Annotated in this window: 9 protein-coding genes and 1 tRNA gene; 5 read left to right on the top strand and 5 right to left on the bottom strand. The window is 57.4% G+C overall.

All coding sequences use genetic code 11. The features are described from left to right. Positions 1–151: 151 nt before the first annotated feature. The 4 genes from HBN63_RS14325 to HBN63_RS14310 form a co-directional block, all read right to left on the bottom strand. Entirely contained in the window at positions 152–8,926 is an 8,775-nt protein-coding gene (locus tag HBN63_RS14325) for a VCBS domain-containing protein (RefSeq protein WP_170049894.1), read from the bottom strand. A gap of 94 nt (positions 8,927–9,020) precedes the next feature. Beyond that, positions 9,021–9,995 (bottom strand): YadA-like family protein, encoded by a 975-nt coding sequence (locus tag HBN63_RS14320; protein ID WP_170049893.1) that lies wholly within the window; start codon positions 9,993–9,995, stop codon positions 9,021–9,023. A gap of 444 nt (positions 9,996–10,439) precedes the next feature. Then, entirely contained in the window at positions 10,440–10,658 is a 219-nt protein-coding gene (locus HBN63_RS14315; RefSeq protein ID WP_170049892.1) for a hypothetical protein, read from the bottom strand. 60 nt (positions 10,659–10,718) lie between these two features. Beyond that, positions 10,719–12,095, bottom strand: a complete 1,377-nt coding sequence (locus tag HBN63_RS14310) for a site-specific integrase (protein WP_170049891.1) — start codon at positions 12,093–12,095, stop codon at positions 10,719–10,721. 188 nt (positions 12,096–12,283) lie between these two features. Here HBN63_RS14310 and HBN63_RS14305 point away from each other — a divergent pair. The 5 genes from HBN63_RS14305 (at position 12,284) to rfbD (ending at position 15,831) form a co-directional block, all read left to right on the top strand. Beyond that, a tRNA-Thr gene (locus tag HBN63_RS14305) sits at positions 12,284–12,357 on the top strand. 132 nt (positions 12,358–12,489) lie between these two features. Continuing rightward, complete coding sequence (gene rfbB, locus HBN63_RS14300) at positions 12,490–13,542, top strand: dTDP-glucose 4,6-dehydratase (RefSeq protein WP_170049890.1); 1,053 nt, start codon at positions 12,490–12,492, stop codon at positions 13,540–13,542. Positions 13,543–13,553: 11 nt separating this feature from the next. Next, positions 13,554–14,420, top strand: coding sequence for a glucose-1-phosphate thymidylyltransferase RfbA (rfbA, locus tag HBN63_RS14295; protein ID WP_170049889.1), 867 nt, complete (start codon positions 13,554–13,556; stop codon positions 14,418–14,420). A 2-nt stretch (positions 14,421–14,422) separates the two neighbouring features. After that, complete coding sequence (gene rfbC / locus HBN63_RS14290; protein WP_170049888.1) at positions 14,423–14,968, top strand: dTDP-4-dehydrorhamnose 3,5-epimerase; 546 nt, start codon at positions 14,423–14,425, stop codon at positions 14,966–14,968. Continuing rightward, the gene (rfbD, locus tag HBN63_RS14285; protein ID WP_170049887.1) at positions 14,965–15,831 is read left to right on the top strand and encodes a dTDP-4-dehydrorhamnose reductase; all 867 of its coding nucleotides are present in this window, start codon (positions 14,965–14,967) and stop codon (positions 15,829–15,831) included. Before rfbC ends, rfbD begins: the two co-directional genes overlap by 4 nt. Here rfbD and HBN63_RS14280 read toward each other — a convergent pair. Further along, entirely contained in the window at positions 15,828–17,453 is a 1,626-nt protein-coding gene (locus tag HBN63_RS14280) for a methyl-accepting chemotaxis protein (RefSeq protein ID WP_167146417.1), read from the bottom strand. The genes rfbD and HBN63_RS14280 overlap by 4 nt on opposite strands. Between the last annotated feature and the right edge of the window lie 14 nt (positions 17,454–17,467).

Here is a 17,467-nt window from a genome sequence, read left to right as displayed (position 1 = left end):
TGGCTGATTTGATCGGCCGCCTCCTGGCCGCCGTTTCTAACCACCACCCAAGCGCCAGGTCATACCTGTGCACCCGGTTTTGGCCAACCCGAAAATAGAAAAACCCGGCAGAGGGTATCTGCCGGGCTTGGTTGTTGCGTAACGCTAAGGGTTAGACAGGTTGCTGACCATTGAACAGAAAGTCACCTTCATCAACCAGACCCGCCATACCCACCAGCTTGATAGTGGCAAGCTCAGTACTCGCGTTCTGAGCTTGCACAACATCGGTGCTGTAGATTTTGACCACTGCGGTCGTGCCGACGCTAGTCGAGATAGCGACGTTAGCCCAGTCCGCGCCCGACCCGCGGAGGTCGATCTTGTCCTGGCCATTGGCGAAGCCGATGATCAGGTCAGTGCCCTGCAGCCCAGCCTCAAGGTCGTAAACGAACAGGTCAGCAGCGCCATCGCTTGCAGCGGTGTCACCCGCATAGAGGATGTCGTTACCGGCACCACCGAAGATGCTATCGCCACCTGTGCCGCCGTAGATGGTGTCGTTACCGCCACCGCCTTCCAGCTTGTCGTTACCGGCCATGCCGCGCAGCACGTCGCTGGAGTCACTGCCCTTGAGGTAGTCGCCCCCCTCAACCGCACTGCCGACCAGCGTCGCTTTGACGCTACTGGTTTTCAGCACCGAGCCATCGGCAAACAGGACCGAGTTGCCGTCGAGATCGCCGGTGAATCCCTCAAGAAGAAGGTGGGCGGTAATTGACTCATGTTGGATAGTGGTGCCCTCTACGTCAATGCTGTGCAGAACGCCGGAGGCCGAAACTCCCTCGATAGTGACGACTGTATCGGTGGTGTAGTTCGAGATTATCGTGATGTCCTCCACACCGAGATTGACGCTGGTATCGAGCGGCACCGGATCAAGCATGTCCTCATCCACAACCAAGAAATCAACGTACGCATCCTCCGTTGCACCGGCGCTATCGGTCACCTCGACAAACAAGGCAGCCCCCGCACCCAACTCGCTGTCCGGTGTGAACATCAGTGCTGCGATGGCCGCATTGATCTGGGCTACAGTACCGCTGAACTGCGAAGCGCCGCTCAGGCTGCCGTTGATGGCGGTCAGGTTGACAGTCAGCACGTCATTGGCATCAACGTCGTCGATGACAACCCTGCCTGCCAGGCTGAATGGCTCAACAGTGCCATCCGCTAGCGCTCCTAATACGATGCCACCAACGGAGATGGTTGGCGCATCGTTGGTGCCGGTCAGGGTGATGGTGACATCCTGAGTAACAGTACCACCGGTTTTGCTGTCATTGATGGTGACGCTGTACACCTGAGTCAGTGTTTCACCTGCGCCCAAGTCATCCAGAGCACTGGCTGCGACAGTGTAAGTCCAGGTCAGCGCATTAGTAACCTGGTCCACTGCGCCCAGGGTCAGAGTGCCGCGTGCAGGCACGGTAATCGCGGTGAAGCTGGCGCTGTGCACATCGCTCACATCAACGTCAGCAAAGGTGATCACGCCCGTATCGGTCAGGTTGCCGTCGTTCTCATCAATGGCACCGTCAGCCCTCTCGGTGACCGAACCCGCATCATCCGTTGAAACCCCAACAATGGTCGGTGCATCGTTTGTGCCGGTGATGGTGACGGTGATGTCCTGAGTCACAGTACCGAGGTTCGCATCGTCGATGGTCACGGTGTAAACCTGGGTCAGGGTCTCGCCTTGGGCCAGGTAGTCAATCGCACCTGCAGGCAGGGTGAAGGTCCAGTCAACGCTGTTGGTAGCCTGGTTAACAGCACCCAGGGTCAGCGCGCCTAAGCTACCAGGGGTTTTCGCCTCAACAGTTGCAGTATGGGTGTCGCTCAGGTCCACGTCTGCAAAGGTAATGGTGCCAGTATCGGTCAGATTGCCGTCGTTCTCACCGTTGATACCGTCCAGTCGTTCGGCTACCTCAGCGCTGGCGTCGGTGCTGCCCACCACAATGGTCGGCTGGTCATTAGTACCGATGACAGTAATGGTGATGGTCTGAACTGCGCTGGTGTTATTAGCGGCAGTCCCAGAATCATCAACCGCAGTGACGTTGAAGGTCAGTACCAGTTCTTCACTGGCAGCAAGGAACTGCACGGCCGAGTTGGCAATATCGATTTGCCATTTCAAGCCTTCGCCGTCGAAAGCCCCAGCACTGATAGCCGCATCAATGGCCGCGAGTGCGTCACCCGTTAGGGCAGCGCCTTCCACGGTAGCGCTTGCCAAGGCAAACTCAATGTCGTGGGTGTCAGTGAGGTCGACATCGGTAATGGCCAGGGCGCCAGTTGCACTCAGCAGCCCCACAATCGCAGTGTCTTCTGTGAACAACGCAGTATTGGAACCTACCACCAAGCTCGGCTTGTCATTGGTGCCGGTAATGGTGATGGTGACGGTTTCAGTGGCGTCATTGCTCAGCACCACATCGGAATCATCCGTTACGCTCAGCTCATAGGTCAGCGTCAGGGTCTCGCCAGCAGCGAGGAACTGCACAGCCGAGTTGGCGATAGCGAAGTTCCAGCCATCGGTATCGGCACTGACCGTGATAGCGCCTTTGATTGCAGCCAGAACATCGATATCCAGCGTACCAGCGCTGTAAGCGATGCCGTCAGCTTCGAGCTGTAGAGCAACGACGTGCTCATCGTTAACATCCAGGTCACTGAACACCACATCGCCCGTGGCAACCAGGTGGGTGGTTTCATTACCTACCGTGCCCAGATCATCCTCAGGCGCCAGTGCATCTTCAGTCAGGCTGGCGGTAAGAACGGTTTCCGCTTCGATGACCGGAGCATCGTTGGTGCCGGTGATGACGATGTTGACGAATTGCGTCTCGGCTTCACCATTGGTGCCGCCATCGATTGCGTCGACAGCGACGCGGATTGTGAGGGTTTCACCAGCGCCAAGGAACTGTAGGGCAGCATTGTTGATACTGAAGGTCCAGCCGCCTACGTCGCCGTCTACTGGCTGGGCAGTTCCTGAATTGACAGCCGTAAGGATCTGCAGAAAGAGCGGATGCTCATCATCAACCAAATCACCATTGAACAAGACGGTCGCGATCTCTACGTCAACCTCATGCGCGTCATTAACGTCGGCATCGCTAACTGCGACATTGAAGGTAGCGGTGAGCACTGTCGCTTCGCCAACCACATCATCCTCAAATACGGCTGCGGACGACGGCGTAACCGTCAGTAACGGCGTGTCGTTGGTGCCCGTCAGGGTGATGTTGACGGTTTTGGTAACCGTGCTGTTGTCCGCACCCGAATCGTCAGTCACTACGACGTTGTAGGTCAGGGTAAGCGTCTCGCCTTCGCCGAGGAACTGCACTGCCGAGTTGGCAAGGTCAAAGTTCCAGGTGCCGCTCTTGTTGACAGCGTTGAGCGAGGTAGTGAACGCAGCTTCCATCGCGTCGAGTTGAGGTTGGCTCAGCGTAGTGGATTCGCCACCCGCCCAGACTGCAGCTTGCAGGCTGCCTGCGATGCTGTGACTGTCTGCCACTGCTGGGGTTTCGCCATCAGTGATACCGAGGTCAACATCGGAGTAGCTCAGACTGCCGGAAGCAACCAACTTCAGCGGATCACCATTTGCGGAGGTATCTTCGGTGAGCGCAGCACTGTTGCTATTCAGGGTGACGACTGGCGCATCATTGGTGCCGACAATAGTGATGGTGACGGCTTGATTAACAAAGCCACCGTCCACATCGGCGATACGCACGATGTACTCTTGGGTAAGGGTTTCACCCGCCTTGAGTTTGTCGAGCTGGCCGGCGTTGACCGAGAAGACCCAGCTGACCGTGTTGGCATCTTGGTTAACGGCGTCGAAACCTTCGATACCATTGAGGATCAAGGTGCCCAGCACCTCGTCGCCTACTGGCGCAACGCTAATCTCAGCGCTGTGCAGGATGTCGGTCAGGTCGACGTCGTTGAAGCCAATGGTGCCGGTGACGGTGAGGTTGCCGCTGTTTTCATTGCCAGCGCCATCGGTCCGCTCAGTGACAGTGCCTGCAACAACACTGCTCTCGAGTACGACTGGGTTGTCGTTGGTGCCGGTGATGGTGATGCTGAAGTCCTTGGTGGTTTTGCCAGCGATGTCGCCATCGTCCACTTCAAGGGTGTAGTTGAGAGTAACGGTTTCGCCAGCAGCCAGGTAATCAAACACGCCCGATGCAGCCGAGAAGCCCAGCGACAGGTCGCCAGCGGTGCTGCCGCTTAGCTTGTTGACGTCGCCCACGCTGATCAGGGCGATCAAGGCGTCTTCGCTCAGGCTCGGATGAGTAACACCGGTAGCAGAGGCCGCTGTGATGCTGGCGTTATGGCCAATATCCGTAAGGTCTACATCGGTGAAGCTGACGTTGATGCTGGTGGTCAGAGCAACGGTGTTGCTCTGCTCATTCAAGGCAACCGGGGCGATTACACCGATGACCGGGGCATCGTTGGTGCCGGTGACAGTGACGGTGACGGTTTGGCTGTCAGTACCGCCAAGCCCATCGCTGACGATGACGGTGAAGGTGTCGGTGACTTCTTGCCCTTGCGCCAGCGCCTGCACATTTGCGCCGGCGTTATTCAGGGTGTAAGTCCAAGCGCCATTAACCTGAGTCAGTGAACCGTAGGTGCCGGTGGCGACACCTGATACTTCGCCCTGGATGCTCCAGGTCAGCTCGGCGTCGATGTCGACATCGGCGGCGTTCAGGGTGCCGGTTACGGTCAGCTCGGCATCGTCTTCACTGATGCTGCCTGCGGCGCCGCCCTCAGCGATAACCGGTGCGTCGTTGGTGCCGGTGATGGTGACGGTGACGGTTTGCTCGTCTTTAGCGCCAAATTCATCGGTAACGATGACGGTAAAGCTATCGTTGACTTGTTGACCTTGCTTCAACGCCTGCACGTTCTCGGCATTGTTGTTCAGGGTGTAGGTCCAAATGCCGCCAACCTGAGTCAGCGAGCCGTAGGTGCCGGTGGCGACACCTGATACTTCGCCCTGGATGCTCCAGGTCAGCTCGGCGTCGGTGTCGATATCGGTCGCGGTCAGGGTGCCGGTTACGGTATTGCCATCGTCATCTTCGAAAATGGCGCCTGCGTCTTCACCCTCGCCCACGGCGATAACCGGTGCATCGTTGGTGCCGGTTATGGTGACGATGACGGTTTGCTCGTCATCAGCGCCAAATTCATCGGTGACGATGACGGTGAAGCTGTCGGTGACAGTTTGACCCTGCTTGAGGGTTTGTACCGCGTTATCAGTACCGTTGGTGCCGTTGGCCAGAGTGTAGGTCCAGCTGCCGCTGTTACCATCGAGCGCCAACGAGCCGTAGGTGCCCTCTGCTGCTTCGATGCTCCAGGTCAGCTCTGCCGTGGTATCAGCATCGGTTGCAGTCAGCACGCCGCTGACGGTCTGGGTGGTGTCTTCTGTCACGGCACCGGCAGCGTTGCCAGCAACAAAGCTGATCACAGGAATATCATTGGTGCCGGTAATGATGACAGTGATGACTGTGGACGTACCGTCCAGCGAAAGAACAGTGAACTGCTCCTCACGCGTTTGCCCCTGGTTCAGGTACTGCACCAGGCTGTTGGATACGCTGTAGCTCCAGGCGCCTTGGTTGGTGATTGCCAGGTTACCAAGCACACCTTCAGCTGGGGTTACGGCTGTCTGGAAGAACGCCTCGCCCGCATCCGCGTCGGTAATGGATAGCAGGCCGGCGGTCGTTAGCAGTGTGCCGAAGGCTATGTTGGTGTCTTCAGCTACTGCGCCAGGAAGATTGTCAGCGATTACTGGCACATCATTAGTGCCGGTAATGGTGATGGTAATAACCTGAGTGAAGCCACCGCTAGCGGTAACGGTGAAGGTCTCAACCTTCTCCTGGCCTGCCTTGAGGTACTGCACCAAGTCGTTGTCAACGCTGTAGTTCCAGCCACCCACAGGGTCAATGATCAAGCTACCCAGCGCGCCCTGACTGGCGACAACAGCCTCGTCAAAGGCGTATTCGGCAACATCGTTATCGACATCGGTGATGGTCAGGTTGCCGCTGGCGGTCAGGCTGCCTTCAATGTCGGCGTCTTCGGTAACTGCGCCGGTAACGTCACCCGTGAGAACAGGTAAGTCGTCAGTGCCGGTGATGGTCACGGTGACAGTGGCCGGGGTGCCGTCGATGCTGGTGACGTTGAAGATTTCTTCAACCTCGTCGCCCACATTCAACTCATTGAAGGCGCTGCTGGCCACGAAGGTCCACTCGCCATTGGCGGCCAGGGTGAAGGTGCCGCTTTCACGCTCGACGGTAATTTCGGTGAAGCTGTTGTCTTCATTGTCGACGTCAGTGCTGGTCAGGGTGCCAGTGACCGTCAACGCTGCATTGGTTTCGGCTACCGACTGGCTCACGTCGCCTGCAATCACAGCCGCATCGTTGGTGCCGGTGATGGTCACGGTGACAGTGGCCGGGGTGCCGTCGATGCTGGTGACGTTGAAGATTTCTTCAACCTCGTCGCCCACATTCAACTCATTGAAGGCGCTGCTGGCCACGAAGGTCCACTCGCCATTGGCGGCCAGGGTGAAGGTGCCGCTTTCACGCTCGACGGTAATTTCGGTGAAGCTGTTGTCTTCATTGTCGACGTCAGTGCTGGTCAGGGTGCCAGTGACCGTCAACGCTGCATTGGTTTCGGCTACCGACTGGCTCACGTCGCCTGCAATCACAGCCGCATCGTTGGTGCCGGTGATGGTCACGGTAACAGTGGCCGGGGTGCCGTCGATGCTGGTGACGTTGAAGATTTCTTCAACCTCGTCGCCCACATTCAACTCATTGAAGGCGCTGCTGGCCACGAAGGTCCACTCGCCATTGGCGGCCAGGGTGAAGGTGCCGTTTTCACGCTCGATAGTGATTTCGGTGAAGCTGTTGTCTTCATTGTCGACGTCAGTGCTGGTCAGGGTGCCAGTGACCGTCAACGCTGCATTGGTTTCGGCTACCGACTTGCTCACGTCGCCGGCGATTACAGCGGCGTCGTTGGTGCCGGTGATGGTCACGGTGACAGTGGCCGGGGTACCGTCGATGCTGGTGACGTTAAAGGCCTCTTGAACCTGCTCGCCGACATTCAGCTCATTGAAGGCGCTGTTGGCAACGAAGGTCCACACGCCAGCTTCGGTGATGCTGAAGGTGCCGCGAGTGCCCACTACGTCCGTTTGCGCGACGAAACTATCGTCAGCATTGTCCAGATCAGCGCTGGTCAGCGTGCCGGTGATGGTCAGCGCTGCATTGGTTTCAGCGGCCGACTTGCTCACGTCGCCGGCGATTACAGCGGCGTCGTTGGTGCCGGTGATGGTCACGGTGACAGTGGCCGGGGTACCGTCGATGCTGGTGACGTTAAAGGCTTCTTGAACCTGCTCGCCGACATTCAGCTCATTGAAGGCGCTGTTGGCAACGAAGGTCCACACGCCAGCTTCGGTGATGCTGAAGGTGCCGCGAGTGCCCACTACGTCCGTTTGCGCGACGAAACTATCGTCAGCATTGTCCAGATCAGCGCTGGTCAGCGTGCCGGTGATGGTCAGCGCTGCATTGGTTTCAGCGGCCGACTTGCTCACGTCGCCGGCGATTACAGCGGCGTCGTTGGTGCCGGTGATGGTCACGGTGACAGTGGCCGGGGTACCGTCGATGCTGGTGACGTTAAAGGCTTCTTGAACCTGCTCGCCGACATTCAGCTCATTGAAGGCGCTGTTGGCAACGAAGGTCCACACGCCAGCTTCGGTGATGCTGAAGGTGCCGCGAGTGCCCACTACGTCCGTTTGCGCGACGAAACTATCGTCAGCATTGTCCAGATCAGCGCTGGTCAGCGTGCCGGTGATGGTCAGCGCTGCATTGGTTTCAGCGGCCGACTTGCTCACGTCGCCGGCGATTACAGCGGCGTCGTTGGTGCCGGTGATGGTCACGGTGACAGTGGCCGGGGTGCCGTCGATGCTGGTGACGTTAAAGGCTTCTTGAACCTGCTCGCCGACATTCAGCTCGTTGAAGGCGCTGTTGGCGACGAAGGTCCACTCGCCGTTTGCGGCCAAGGTGAAGATGCCGCGTTCACCCTCGATAGTGGCTGTGTTAAAGCTGTTATCGGCGTTGTCAGGGTCAGTACTGGTCAAAGTACCGGTGATGGTAAGCGCTGCATTGGTTTCGGCTGCGGACTTGCTCAGGTCGCCGGCGATTACAGCAGGGATGTTCTCACCGCCCTCTGACACAGGGGTGATATCCAGCGTGGCAGAGCCTTGAACGGTGACAGTGCCATCGCTGATTGTGTAGGTGAAAGATACGCCGGTATCGTCATCAGCTGCCGGGGTATAGCTCCAGGTGCCGTCAAGATTATTGACTAGCTGGCCACCGCCGGAGCTGATTTGCAGGTTACTTACAGTCAGTTCATCGCCATCTGCATCTTCAGCTGCAGCCAGCAGCTCAAGCGAAGTGATGAGGCGGGCACCACTGTCTTCTGCGATTTCTGCGAGCACCACAGGAGCAGTAGTCGGTGCATCATTAACACTCGCTACAGAAAGTGTTGTGGGTACTGGAACATCACTGACTTCGATACCACCCAGCGTACCGTCACCCCAAGTACGGCCGACCGTATTGACAGCACTAAGATTCAGGGCTGTAACGTTACCGCCTTGAAAGCCTTCATCATTGAGCCAGTACAACTTCGAATCGCTACCGCTGACTTTTACGTTATTGATGTAAAGGCCGTTAAGGCGCAGCACAACTTCAGGATTGCCCGTGAAATCAATGACAACACGCTCGTTGGCAGCATTGAAATAGGACAGGGAGCCTGATGTACCTGGCTCAACCAGAAATCCGTCTGTAGTGCTAGATTCGTTGCCGTTCATCAGCAAGCGGGCATAAGTAATTGCGTAATACTGGTCTTCGATGCCGCCAACCAGTGCTTTCATCGTGGTGAGAGTAACAGCCATGTTTTACTCCAATGCCCAAATCAAGTGGGCTATCGTTAATCTGAAAAATAAATAAAAGGGCGACGTAGAAAACGTCACCCTTAGCAATCAGCTGTTACCAGCTATAACCAACACCAAGATTGGCGGCTGTTTTCGAGGCGGTATTGCGGCTGACACCCGCAGTAACCGAGGTGGACTCGGTGATCGCTGCACGGAAACCAACGGCTACCGCACTTTCGCTGGCGTAATTACCCAGGCCTGCACCTACACTAAAGCGTTTGCCATGAGCCGGCGAAGGAATTGCCGCCAGAGCAGCAACGGATGCGACACCGGCGTTAGCAACTTCTTCGACTCTGTCGATGCGGCGGTCTACAGCGTTGAAGCGAGAGTCAACTTCATTCGCGTAGTTATTAAATGCGCCCTGCATCGAATTCAGTTGGCGTACGTTGACGCCATCGGTATCGGCTACGCCATCGCCCACATTGGAAACAACAGAGCCTGCAGCATCTAATGAACCGGTTATCGTACCGCCGGTAATGGTGGTTGCATTAATAGTGTCAGACGTGACAGAACCACTATTGACAATATTCGTACTATTCACAGTACCAACAGGCTGACCGACAGTACCTATGTCACCTTCCACAGTTAGATTGCCGTATATATTGCTGCCAGTACCATCAGCTGTAATCACAGACGTACCGCCACTGGTTGCGTCAGTCACAGCAATCCCATTACCTGGATTAACAATTACAGTATTACCATTTTGATCACTGATCAAAATTGAACCAGCTTCAATGGAAGTAGAATCCAAGCCATCCTCAATCAAGATCGAACTACCATCAGTGACAATCGGGGTGACTGAGTCATCGATGGTCACATCAGCCATCGCCTGATTACCCGCCAGCAGCGCCAGCAGCGCACAGGCCAGCAGCGATTTGCGGCCCGGTACCGCGTGTTGGTTGCATTCCAGATTGCTAGTGCCAGCGGACTTCAGCATGGTTTTTTCCTTAATTTTGTGATGGGTTAGTACTTTCAGTGGTCCGTAATATTCCAGCTCCGCGCCATTAAAGCAATGGCTTTGAGGCATCATGATGACATCCAAAAAGTATCACAAAGGGTCTTTTAGCCATCATAACGATAGCCAGGCGCCGTCATATCGGCGTCAAATCAATAGCTTATGGATATCACTGCATGTGGCACATTTGGATTGCCCATGCACCGACTATCTACTGGGCGCCTGCTTTAAAGGATGAACCAGACGAGGGTGCGCCTCAGCCCACAGCGACGCCATGGAGAGGGCTTACCTGGGCTTTAAGCGATGGAACAAGGGGGCAGCCACGCCAAATTTTGTCCCCGCGCAGGCAAACCCATAGCGCACTGCATTCGACGAGCGCGCTGTACTCAAGGGCCTGATGCCCAACATTCGGCAGTGATATCGAGAAAAAAGGGGGTGGGCCGGCGGCGCTCTACTCAGGAGTGCCGTGACAGCCCAGCAGAATGGGTGTCACACGCTTGCAAGTGACAGGAAGAATAATCAGCCGTCGATAAGGCTGCCATTTTTCACAATCAGGACGTGAGCACCGCGCTCCAACCGAACAGGCTCGCGCCCAGTGATGGACCAGCCCTCTTGCTCTATCAGCTGATCGATACGGGTACGCAGCGCATGGTATTTGCGCTGACAGTCGACTATTTCGACCTCCATCATTTGCTCAAGGTAAGCGTCCAGCTCTGCTGCCTTTCTTCCTGACGACATATAACCCCCAAGCCAGATTGACTCGAAATGCGCGACGCTTAAGTATGAAATAACGGCTATTTATGAACCCTGATCACTACCTGACGCAACCACTTCCATCCGACGCCCGTAGAACTCCACCCAATCCACATCACCAAACTCCTTCTGCAGCAGCCCCTTCAGAAAGGTATGCCAGCCCTGGAGTGCTACATCCTTTTCCTCAAAGTACGAGTACCGGTCATAGATCGCATCCACCGATAGATCTTTATGGTTGAGGATACGGCTGCGCACCTCCTTACCCAGACCCTGCCGGGACATGTGCGTGGTCGCCGTACGGCGCAAGTCATGCACGGTGGGTCGCGGGTAGCCATCCGCGATGCGCAGCAAGCCCTCTTGCTCAACGCGGTCGTTGTCTTTCACATAGGTGTCGTAGAAGCGGCGCATCGCGCGGTTAAGCGAGGGCTGCGTTTGCGGCTTGGCGGGCCAACGACCCGGAAACACATACTGCCCTGGACTGGGTCGCGTTTTGCTTCCAGCCCAACGCGCAGGGTCTGCCGCCATCACTTTCTGAATTTGCCGTTCGCGCAGGTAATTCAGAATGCTCAACGCATCATCCGAGAGCGGGATGGCAATCGGATTATTGTTTTTCTCGAACTTGCCACTGCGATCCCAGATCCGCTCTTCGAGGTCAAAGTCGACCCAGCGCATGGCCACGATGCGCCCGGAGCGCTGGGCCAGCATCAGACTCAGCAACAGGGAAAAGCGCGTGTTCTGGCTGAGCGAGGCGCCGGCCAATTGGTGAAGAAACCACACCAGCTCGTGGCGATTGAGGCTGCGCTCGCGCGGCGTTTCCTTGGCCACCTTCTTGATCTGCACCAGGGGTGTGGCATCGAGAATCTCGCGCTCTACGCAGAAATTGAACATTTTGCGGATCACCGCCAACAGGCGGTTGGCCTGCACCGGGGCGGTCTTGGCCTTTTCATCGAGCAACGCCATGACCTGTTTACGCCTGACATCACCGATCTTGGTACGCCCGAGATGAGGCACAAACTCAGTGCGCAGCATGCGCTCATCTTCACGCCAGGATTTCTTGTTCTTTTCGGCCCACTGTAGGTAGCTGACAACAGCCTCTTCGAACGTCGGGCTGGTGCGATATTCGACCAACTCGACAATTTTCTTCTGTCCGGGATCGACCCCCTGTTTGAGCAGCTCAACGGCCTGCGCCGCCTTGGCGCGTGCCTCGGCGAGTGACAGATCGGGGTAAGTGCCCAGGGTCAGGCGGCGCGGATGGTTATGAAAGCTGTAGAGCAAGATGAAACTTTTGCATGTTTTGTTGACCCGCACGCCGAATGTGCCGTGTCCGGGCATAGGGGGATCGAGGAGTTCGACACGGCCTTTTGCGGGGTCATATTTAAGCCGTTTGAGGGTGTGTTCGTTCATGGCCGTGCGCGTCGTCATACCGAAATCCTGACCGTTTCCGGGGTAGGTTTGGGGTAGGGATTATAGCGCTTGGGGTAGGGTTGGGGTAGGGGTTTGACTAAAGAGTGATCAACACCTATATTCAGCCATGAAAGCCAATAAACACGTTATAAACCTTGTTTTTCAGACATTTACAAAGCATAAATCTTGTCAATTTTCGTCATACGGCCTGTGGATAAAAGGCCTTTGTCATTGACTTGTAATCAGTAGGTCCCGGGTTCGATTCCTGGTGCCGGCACCATATAAAGAAAGCCTCGCAGTGATGCGGGGCTTTTTTTTGCCGAAAAAATACTGCAGCTTGCTCACCTAGACGCGGCTTGCAACACTACCCGCAATATTAACCGGCCACCTGAGCAACGGAAGGTATAAGCCTGTGCGTATCCTGATCACCGGCGGCGCCGGCTTTATTGGCTCGGCACTGATTCGTCATCTGCTGAATCACACCGAGCATCAGGTGCTTAACCTCGACAAGCTGACCTATGCCGGCAACCTCGAGTCGTTGGCCAGTGTTGCCAATCATCCCGGCTATCGCTTCATGCAGGCCGACATTGCCGACAGTGCAGCCGTCAGCCAGGCACTGGCTGAATTTCAGCCAGACGCGATCATGCACTTGGCGGCTGAATCGCACGTCGATCGCTCCATCGACGGCCCGGCAGCGTTTATCCAAACCAATATCGTCGGCACCTATACGCTGCTCGAAGCCACGCGTAGTTATTGGATGCAGCTGGAGCCGGCACGCAAAGCGGCGTTTCGCTTTCACCATATCTCGACCGATGAAGTGTATGGCGACCTGCACGGTGTAGATGATCTGTTCACCGAGGTCACGGCCTACGCACCCAGCTCGCCCTACTCGGCGAGTAAGGCCGCGTCGGATCATCTGGTCCGCGCCTGGCAACGCACCTATGGCTTGCCAGTACTGCTGACCAACTGCTCGAACAACTACGGCCCTTACCACTTTCCGGAAAAACTGATCCCGCTGATGATCCTCAATGCTCTGGATGGCAAGCCGCTACCGGTTTACGGCAACGGCCAGCAGGTGCGTGACTGGCTGTATGTGGAAGACCATGCCCGCGCGCTGTTAACGGTGGTGAGTGAAGGCAAGCTCGGCGAGACCTACAATATTGGCGGGCATAACGAGCAGAAGAACCTGCATGTGGTGGAGAGCATTTGCGCGTTATTGGACGAGCTTTCCCCACGCCAGAACGGCTCCTATAAAGAGCAGATCAGCTTCGTCACTGACCGTCCAGGTCATGACCTGCGCTATGCCATCGATGCCAGCAAGATCGAACGCGAACTCGGCTGGAAGCCCATCGAGACCTTCGCCAGCGGCCTGCGTAAGACGGTGCTCTGGTATCTGGACAACCTCGATTGGTGCCGCCGCGTGCAGGATGGCAGCTACCAGCGCGAACGCCTCGGCGCACTATAAGGAGCAGCACAATGAAAGGCATCATTCTCGCCGGTGGCTCCGGCAGTCGCCTGCACCCCATCACCCTAGGGGTGTCCAAACAGCTGCTGCCGATCTACGACAAACCGATGATCTACTACCCGATATCCGTGCTGATGCTCGCGGGTGTGCGCGAAATTCTGATTATCTCCACCCCGCAGGACTTGCCGAATTTCCGCAAGATGCTCGGTGATGGCAGCCAGTTTGGTGTGCGTTTCGAGTACATCGAACAACCCTCACCCGACGGTCTGGCCCAAGCCTTTATTCTGGGCGAAGAATTTATCGGCAAGGATTCGGTGTGCCTGATACTCGGCGACAACATTTTCCATGGCCAGCACTTCACCGAAAAACTTCTGCGCGCTGCCGCTGAGCCATCAGGGGCTACGGTTTTCGGCTACTGGGTCAAGGACCCGCAGCGCTTTGGCGTGGTTGAGTTCGACGCTCAGGGCAAAGCCATCTCCATCGAGGAGAAGCCCACAGTCCCGAAGTCCAGCTACGCGGTGACCGGCCTGTATTTCTACGACAACGACGTGATCGCAATCGCCAAGGCGGTCAAACCTTCAGCGCGCGGCGAGCTGGAAATCACTGACGTCAACAACGCTTACCTACAACGCGGCGATCTGCGTGTAGAGCGTTTCGGCCGTGGCTTTGCCTGGCTCGACACCGGCACCCACGACAGCCTGCTGGATGCATCGCAATACGTGCAGACCATCGAGCACCGCCAGGGCCTGAAAGTCGCCTGCCTGGAAGAAATCGCCTACCAGCAGGGCTGGATTGATCGTCAGCAACTACTGGCGCAGGCCACTATTTTCGGCAAGACCGGCTACGGCCAGTACCTGTTCAAACTGGCTGAGGAATGAGCATGCAGGCAATCAACACAGAGCTGCCCGGCGTGATCATCCTCGAACCCAGGGTGTTCGGCGATCAGCGCGGCTTTTTCTTCGAGAGTTTCAACGCCCGAGACTTTGCCGATGCCACCGGCCTGCAGTGCGCGTTCGTTCAGGACAACCATTCGCGCTCAGCCAAAGGCGTGCTACGCGGCTTGCATTATCAAGTGCAGCAAGCGCAGGGCAAATTGGTACGGGTCACCGCCGGCGAAGTTTATGACGTAGCCGTGGACCTACGCCGCAGCTCACCCACTTTCGGTAAATGGGTGGGCACCCTATTGTCCGCCGAAAACAATCGGCAGTTGTGGGTGCCGGAAGGGTTTGCCCATGGCTTTGTGGTACTCAGCGAGTTCGCCGAGTTTCTCTACAAAACCACCGACTACTATGCGCCGGAACATGAGCGCTGCATCCGCTGGGATGACCCAACACTGGCCATTGACTGGCCGCTGGATAGTGCACCGCAGCTATCCGCCAAGGATCAGGCCGGCGTCAGCTTCGTCGATGCACAGATCTTCCCATGAAAGTTCTCCTGCTCGGCCAACACGGCCAGGTCAGCCAGGAACTGCAGCGCGCCCTGCACGGTGCCGCCGAGTTGACGGTACTGGGCCGCGAGCAGCTGGACCTGGCTCAGCCGGAGCGGATTCGCCAGCAGGTTCAGCACCTAAGCCCCGAGCTGATCATCAATGCCGCCGCGCACACAGCGGTCGATCAGGCCGAGAGCGAGCCGGAGCTGGCCTTCGCGATCAACGCCACGGCACCGGGCATCCTCGCCGAAACAGCCGCCGAACTGAGTGTTCCGCTAATCCACTACTCCACCGACTATGTGTTCGATGGCAGCATGGCCGAGCCTTACCGCGAAAACGACGCCACCAACCCGCTGAGCGTATACGGGCGTAGCAAACTGGCGGGCGAGCAGGCGATTCAGGCCGTGGGCGGTATGCACCTGATTCTGCGCACCAGCTGGGTTTACTCGCAGCACGGCAAGAACTTTCTGCTGACCATGCAACGTCTGCTGCAGGAACGCGAAAGCTTATCCGTGGTGGACGACCAGATCGGCGCACCCACTTGGGCCGGCACGATTGCGCAAGCCACGGCGCAGCTGATCACGCACTGGCGTAGCGGCCATCCAGGCCCGTGGGGGGTCTATCACCTGACCGCACAAGGCGAAACCAGCTGGTTCGGTTTCGCCAGCGCGATTGCCGCGCACCTGCACAGCCAAGGCAAAACCGTGGCGACGCTGCACCCCATCCTCAGCAGCGCTTATCCAACCCCGGCGCAGCGCCCACTGAATTCACGTCTGGACTGCAGCAGCCTGCAGCAGGACTGGCAGGTTCAACTGCCAACCTGGCAGGCTGCGCTGGAGCAGTGCCTCGCTGATCGCTAAGCCCTGAAGCGCTGTATCTGCTGTTGCAAGCCTGTGGCCAGTTGCGCCAGATCGCGGCTGGCAATCGAGCTTTGCTCGGCGCCGTTGACCACATCACCGATGCTGTCATTAAGGCTGCTGATGTTCTCGCTGATCTCATTCGCCACTGCCGTTTGCTGTTCCGTGGCGGCGGAAATCTGCACATTGCCGTCGGCGATACCTTCAATCGCAAGGGCAATGTGATTGAGCACCTCACCCGCCTCACGGGCACGGCTGACACTGTTTTGCGCCTGCTCGCGCGACAGCTGCATCGCACTGACCGCACTGCGTGCGCCGCCTTGCAGGGCATCGATCATGCTGCGGATCGATTCGGTGGCTTTCTGCGTATTACTCGCCAGGCTGCGCACCTCATCAGCCACCACGGCAAAGCCGCGCCCGGCTTCACCAGCGCGCGCCGCCTCAATCGCGGCATTCAGCGCCAGCAGGTTGGTTTGCTCGGCAATGCTCTGGATGACCCCAAGCACCTTGCTGATTTCATCGCTCTGGCTGTGCAGGGTGTCGATCACCTCACCGGCTTTTTCCACCGAGGTCGACAGCCCCTGAATCGATGTGAGGTTGGACTGCACCAACTCGCTGCCCTGGCGCGCTTCCTTATTCGCGTCCGCGGCATTGCTGGCAGTGGCCTGCGCATTGCGCGCGACCTCCTGCACCGCCACGCTCATCTGGTGCACGGCGGTGGCCACCATGCTGGTTTGGTCGCCTTGGGCCGTGGCGGCCTGACTGACCTGAGCACTGATCGCACTCATTTCCTCGGACGCCGCCGCCAGCTGCGTGGCGGTGTCGGTCAAATGGCGGATCAACGCCTGCTGGTGCTCTAACATGGCATTGAAGGCCCGCGCGGTATCGGACACCTCATCACGGCCACGGGTGTCAGCACGTAGGGTCAAGTTGGACGATTCCTGCACTTCGCTGATCACGCTGCGCAAACCGGACAGTGGACGAATGATCGACAGGCTGATCATCACTGCGGCCACCAGCACCAGCACCAACGCAACAGCACCGATCAACAGGAAGGTATTACGGATGGCCAGGTACTGGGCCGTGGTCTCAACGTTGAGACGCTCGCCCTCGCTCAGCTGCAAACTGATCAACCCTTCCAACTCGCCCCCCAGCGGATCGAAGGTGTCATACAGGGTGCGGTTGAACGAGGCAGCTTCGGCCGCCAGTAACTGGCCATTTGCGAGTTGCCCCAGGTACTGGTCCGCCAGTTGCTGGACCTTCAACAGGAGTGGCTTGGTGCGCTCGACCCGGCTACTTTCATCACGGGTCAGTCGAGTGGCGATGTACTCGGCCCAGGCTTTGTCACCACGGCTGCGGGCATCGCTGAATGCCTTGCGCAATGCGGCTTCATCGAAAACCCCAGCGCGGTATTTATGCAACGCATCGACCATCGCCACCGCGTAGGCATCCGACACCACCTTGAGCTGACTGATCGGCTGCATGCGGTCGGTAAACAACTCGTCAAAACTGTCATTCAGCTTGCTGGCATTGGACAACGCCATGCTGATCACCACAATCAGCACCAGCAGCGGCACCACCGCCAACAGCAGCAACCTCGCCCGTACCGTCAATTGAGCCAGCATCAGGGTATCTCCAG

The organism is Pseudomonas sp. WS 5011, assembly GCF_012985775.1.
Classification (GTDB): Bacteria; Pseudomonadota; Gammaproteobacteria; order Pseudomonadales; family Pseudomonadaceae; genus Aquipseudomonas; species Aquipseudomonas peli.
This window is presented reverse-complemented; position numbering and strand designations above follow the sequence as displayed.

Bases quoted from the DNA above. Each gene is read 5' to 3' on its own strand.
- HBN63_RS14280 (WP_167146417.1), bottom strand. From the start codon at position 17,453: ATGCTGGCTCAATTGACGGTACGGGCGAGGTTGCTGCTGTTGGCGGTG.
- HBN63_RS14320 (WP_170049893.1), bottom strand. From the start codon at position 9,995: ATGATGCCTCAAAGCCATTGCTTTAATGGCGCGGAGCTGGAATATTAC.
- rfbA (WP_170049889.1), top strand. From the start codon at position 13,554: ATGAAAGGCATCATTCTCGCCGGTGGCTCCGGCAGTCGCCTGCACCCC.
- rfbC (WP_170049888.1), top strand. From the start codon at position 14,423: ATGCAGGCAATCAACACAGAGCTGCCCGGCGTGATCATCCTCGAACCC.
- HBN63_RS14325 (WP_170049894.1), bottom strand. From the start codon at position 8,926: ATGGCTGTTACTCTCACCACGATGAAAGCACTGGTTGGCGGCATCGAA.
- rfbD (WP_170049887.1), top strand. From the start codon at position 14,965: ATGAAAGTTCTCCTGCTCGGCCAACACGGCCAGGTCAGCCAGGAACTG.
- HBN63_RS14315 (WP_170049892.1), bottom strand. From the start codon at position 10,658: ATGTCGTCAGGAAGAAAGGCAGCAGAGCTGGACGCTTACCTTGAGCAA.
- HBN63_RS14310 (WP_170049891.1), bottom strand. From the start codon at position 12,095: ATGACGACGCGCACGGCCATGAACGAACACACCCTCAAACGGCTTAAA.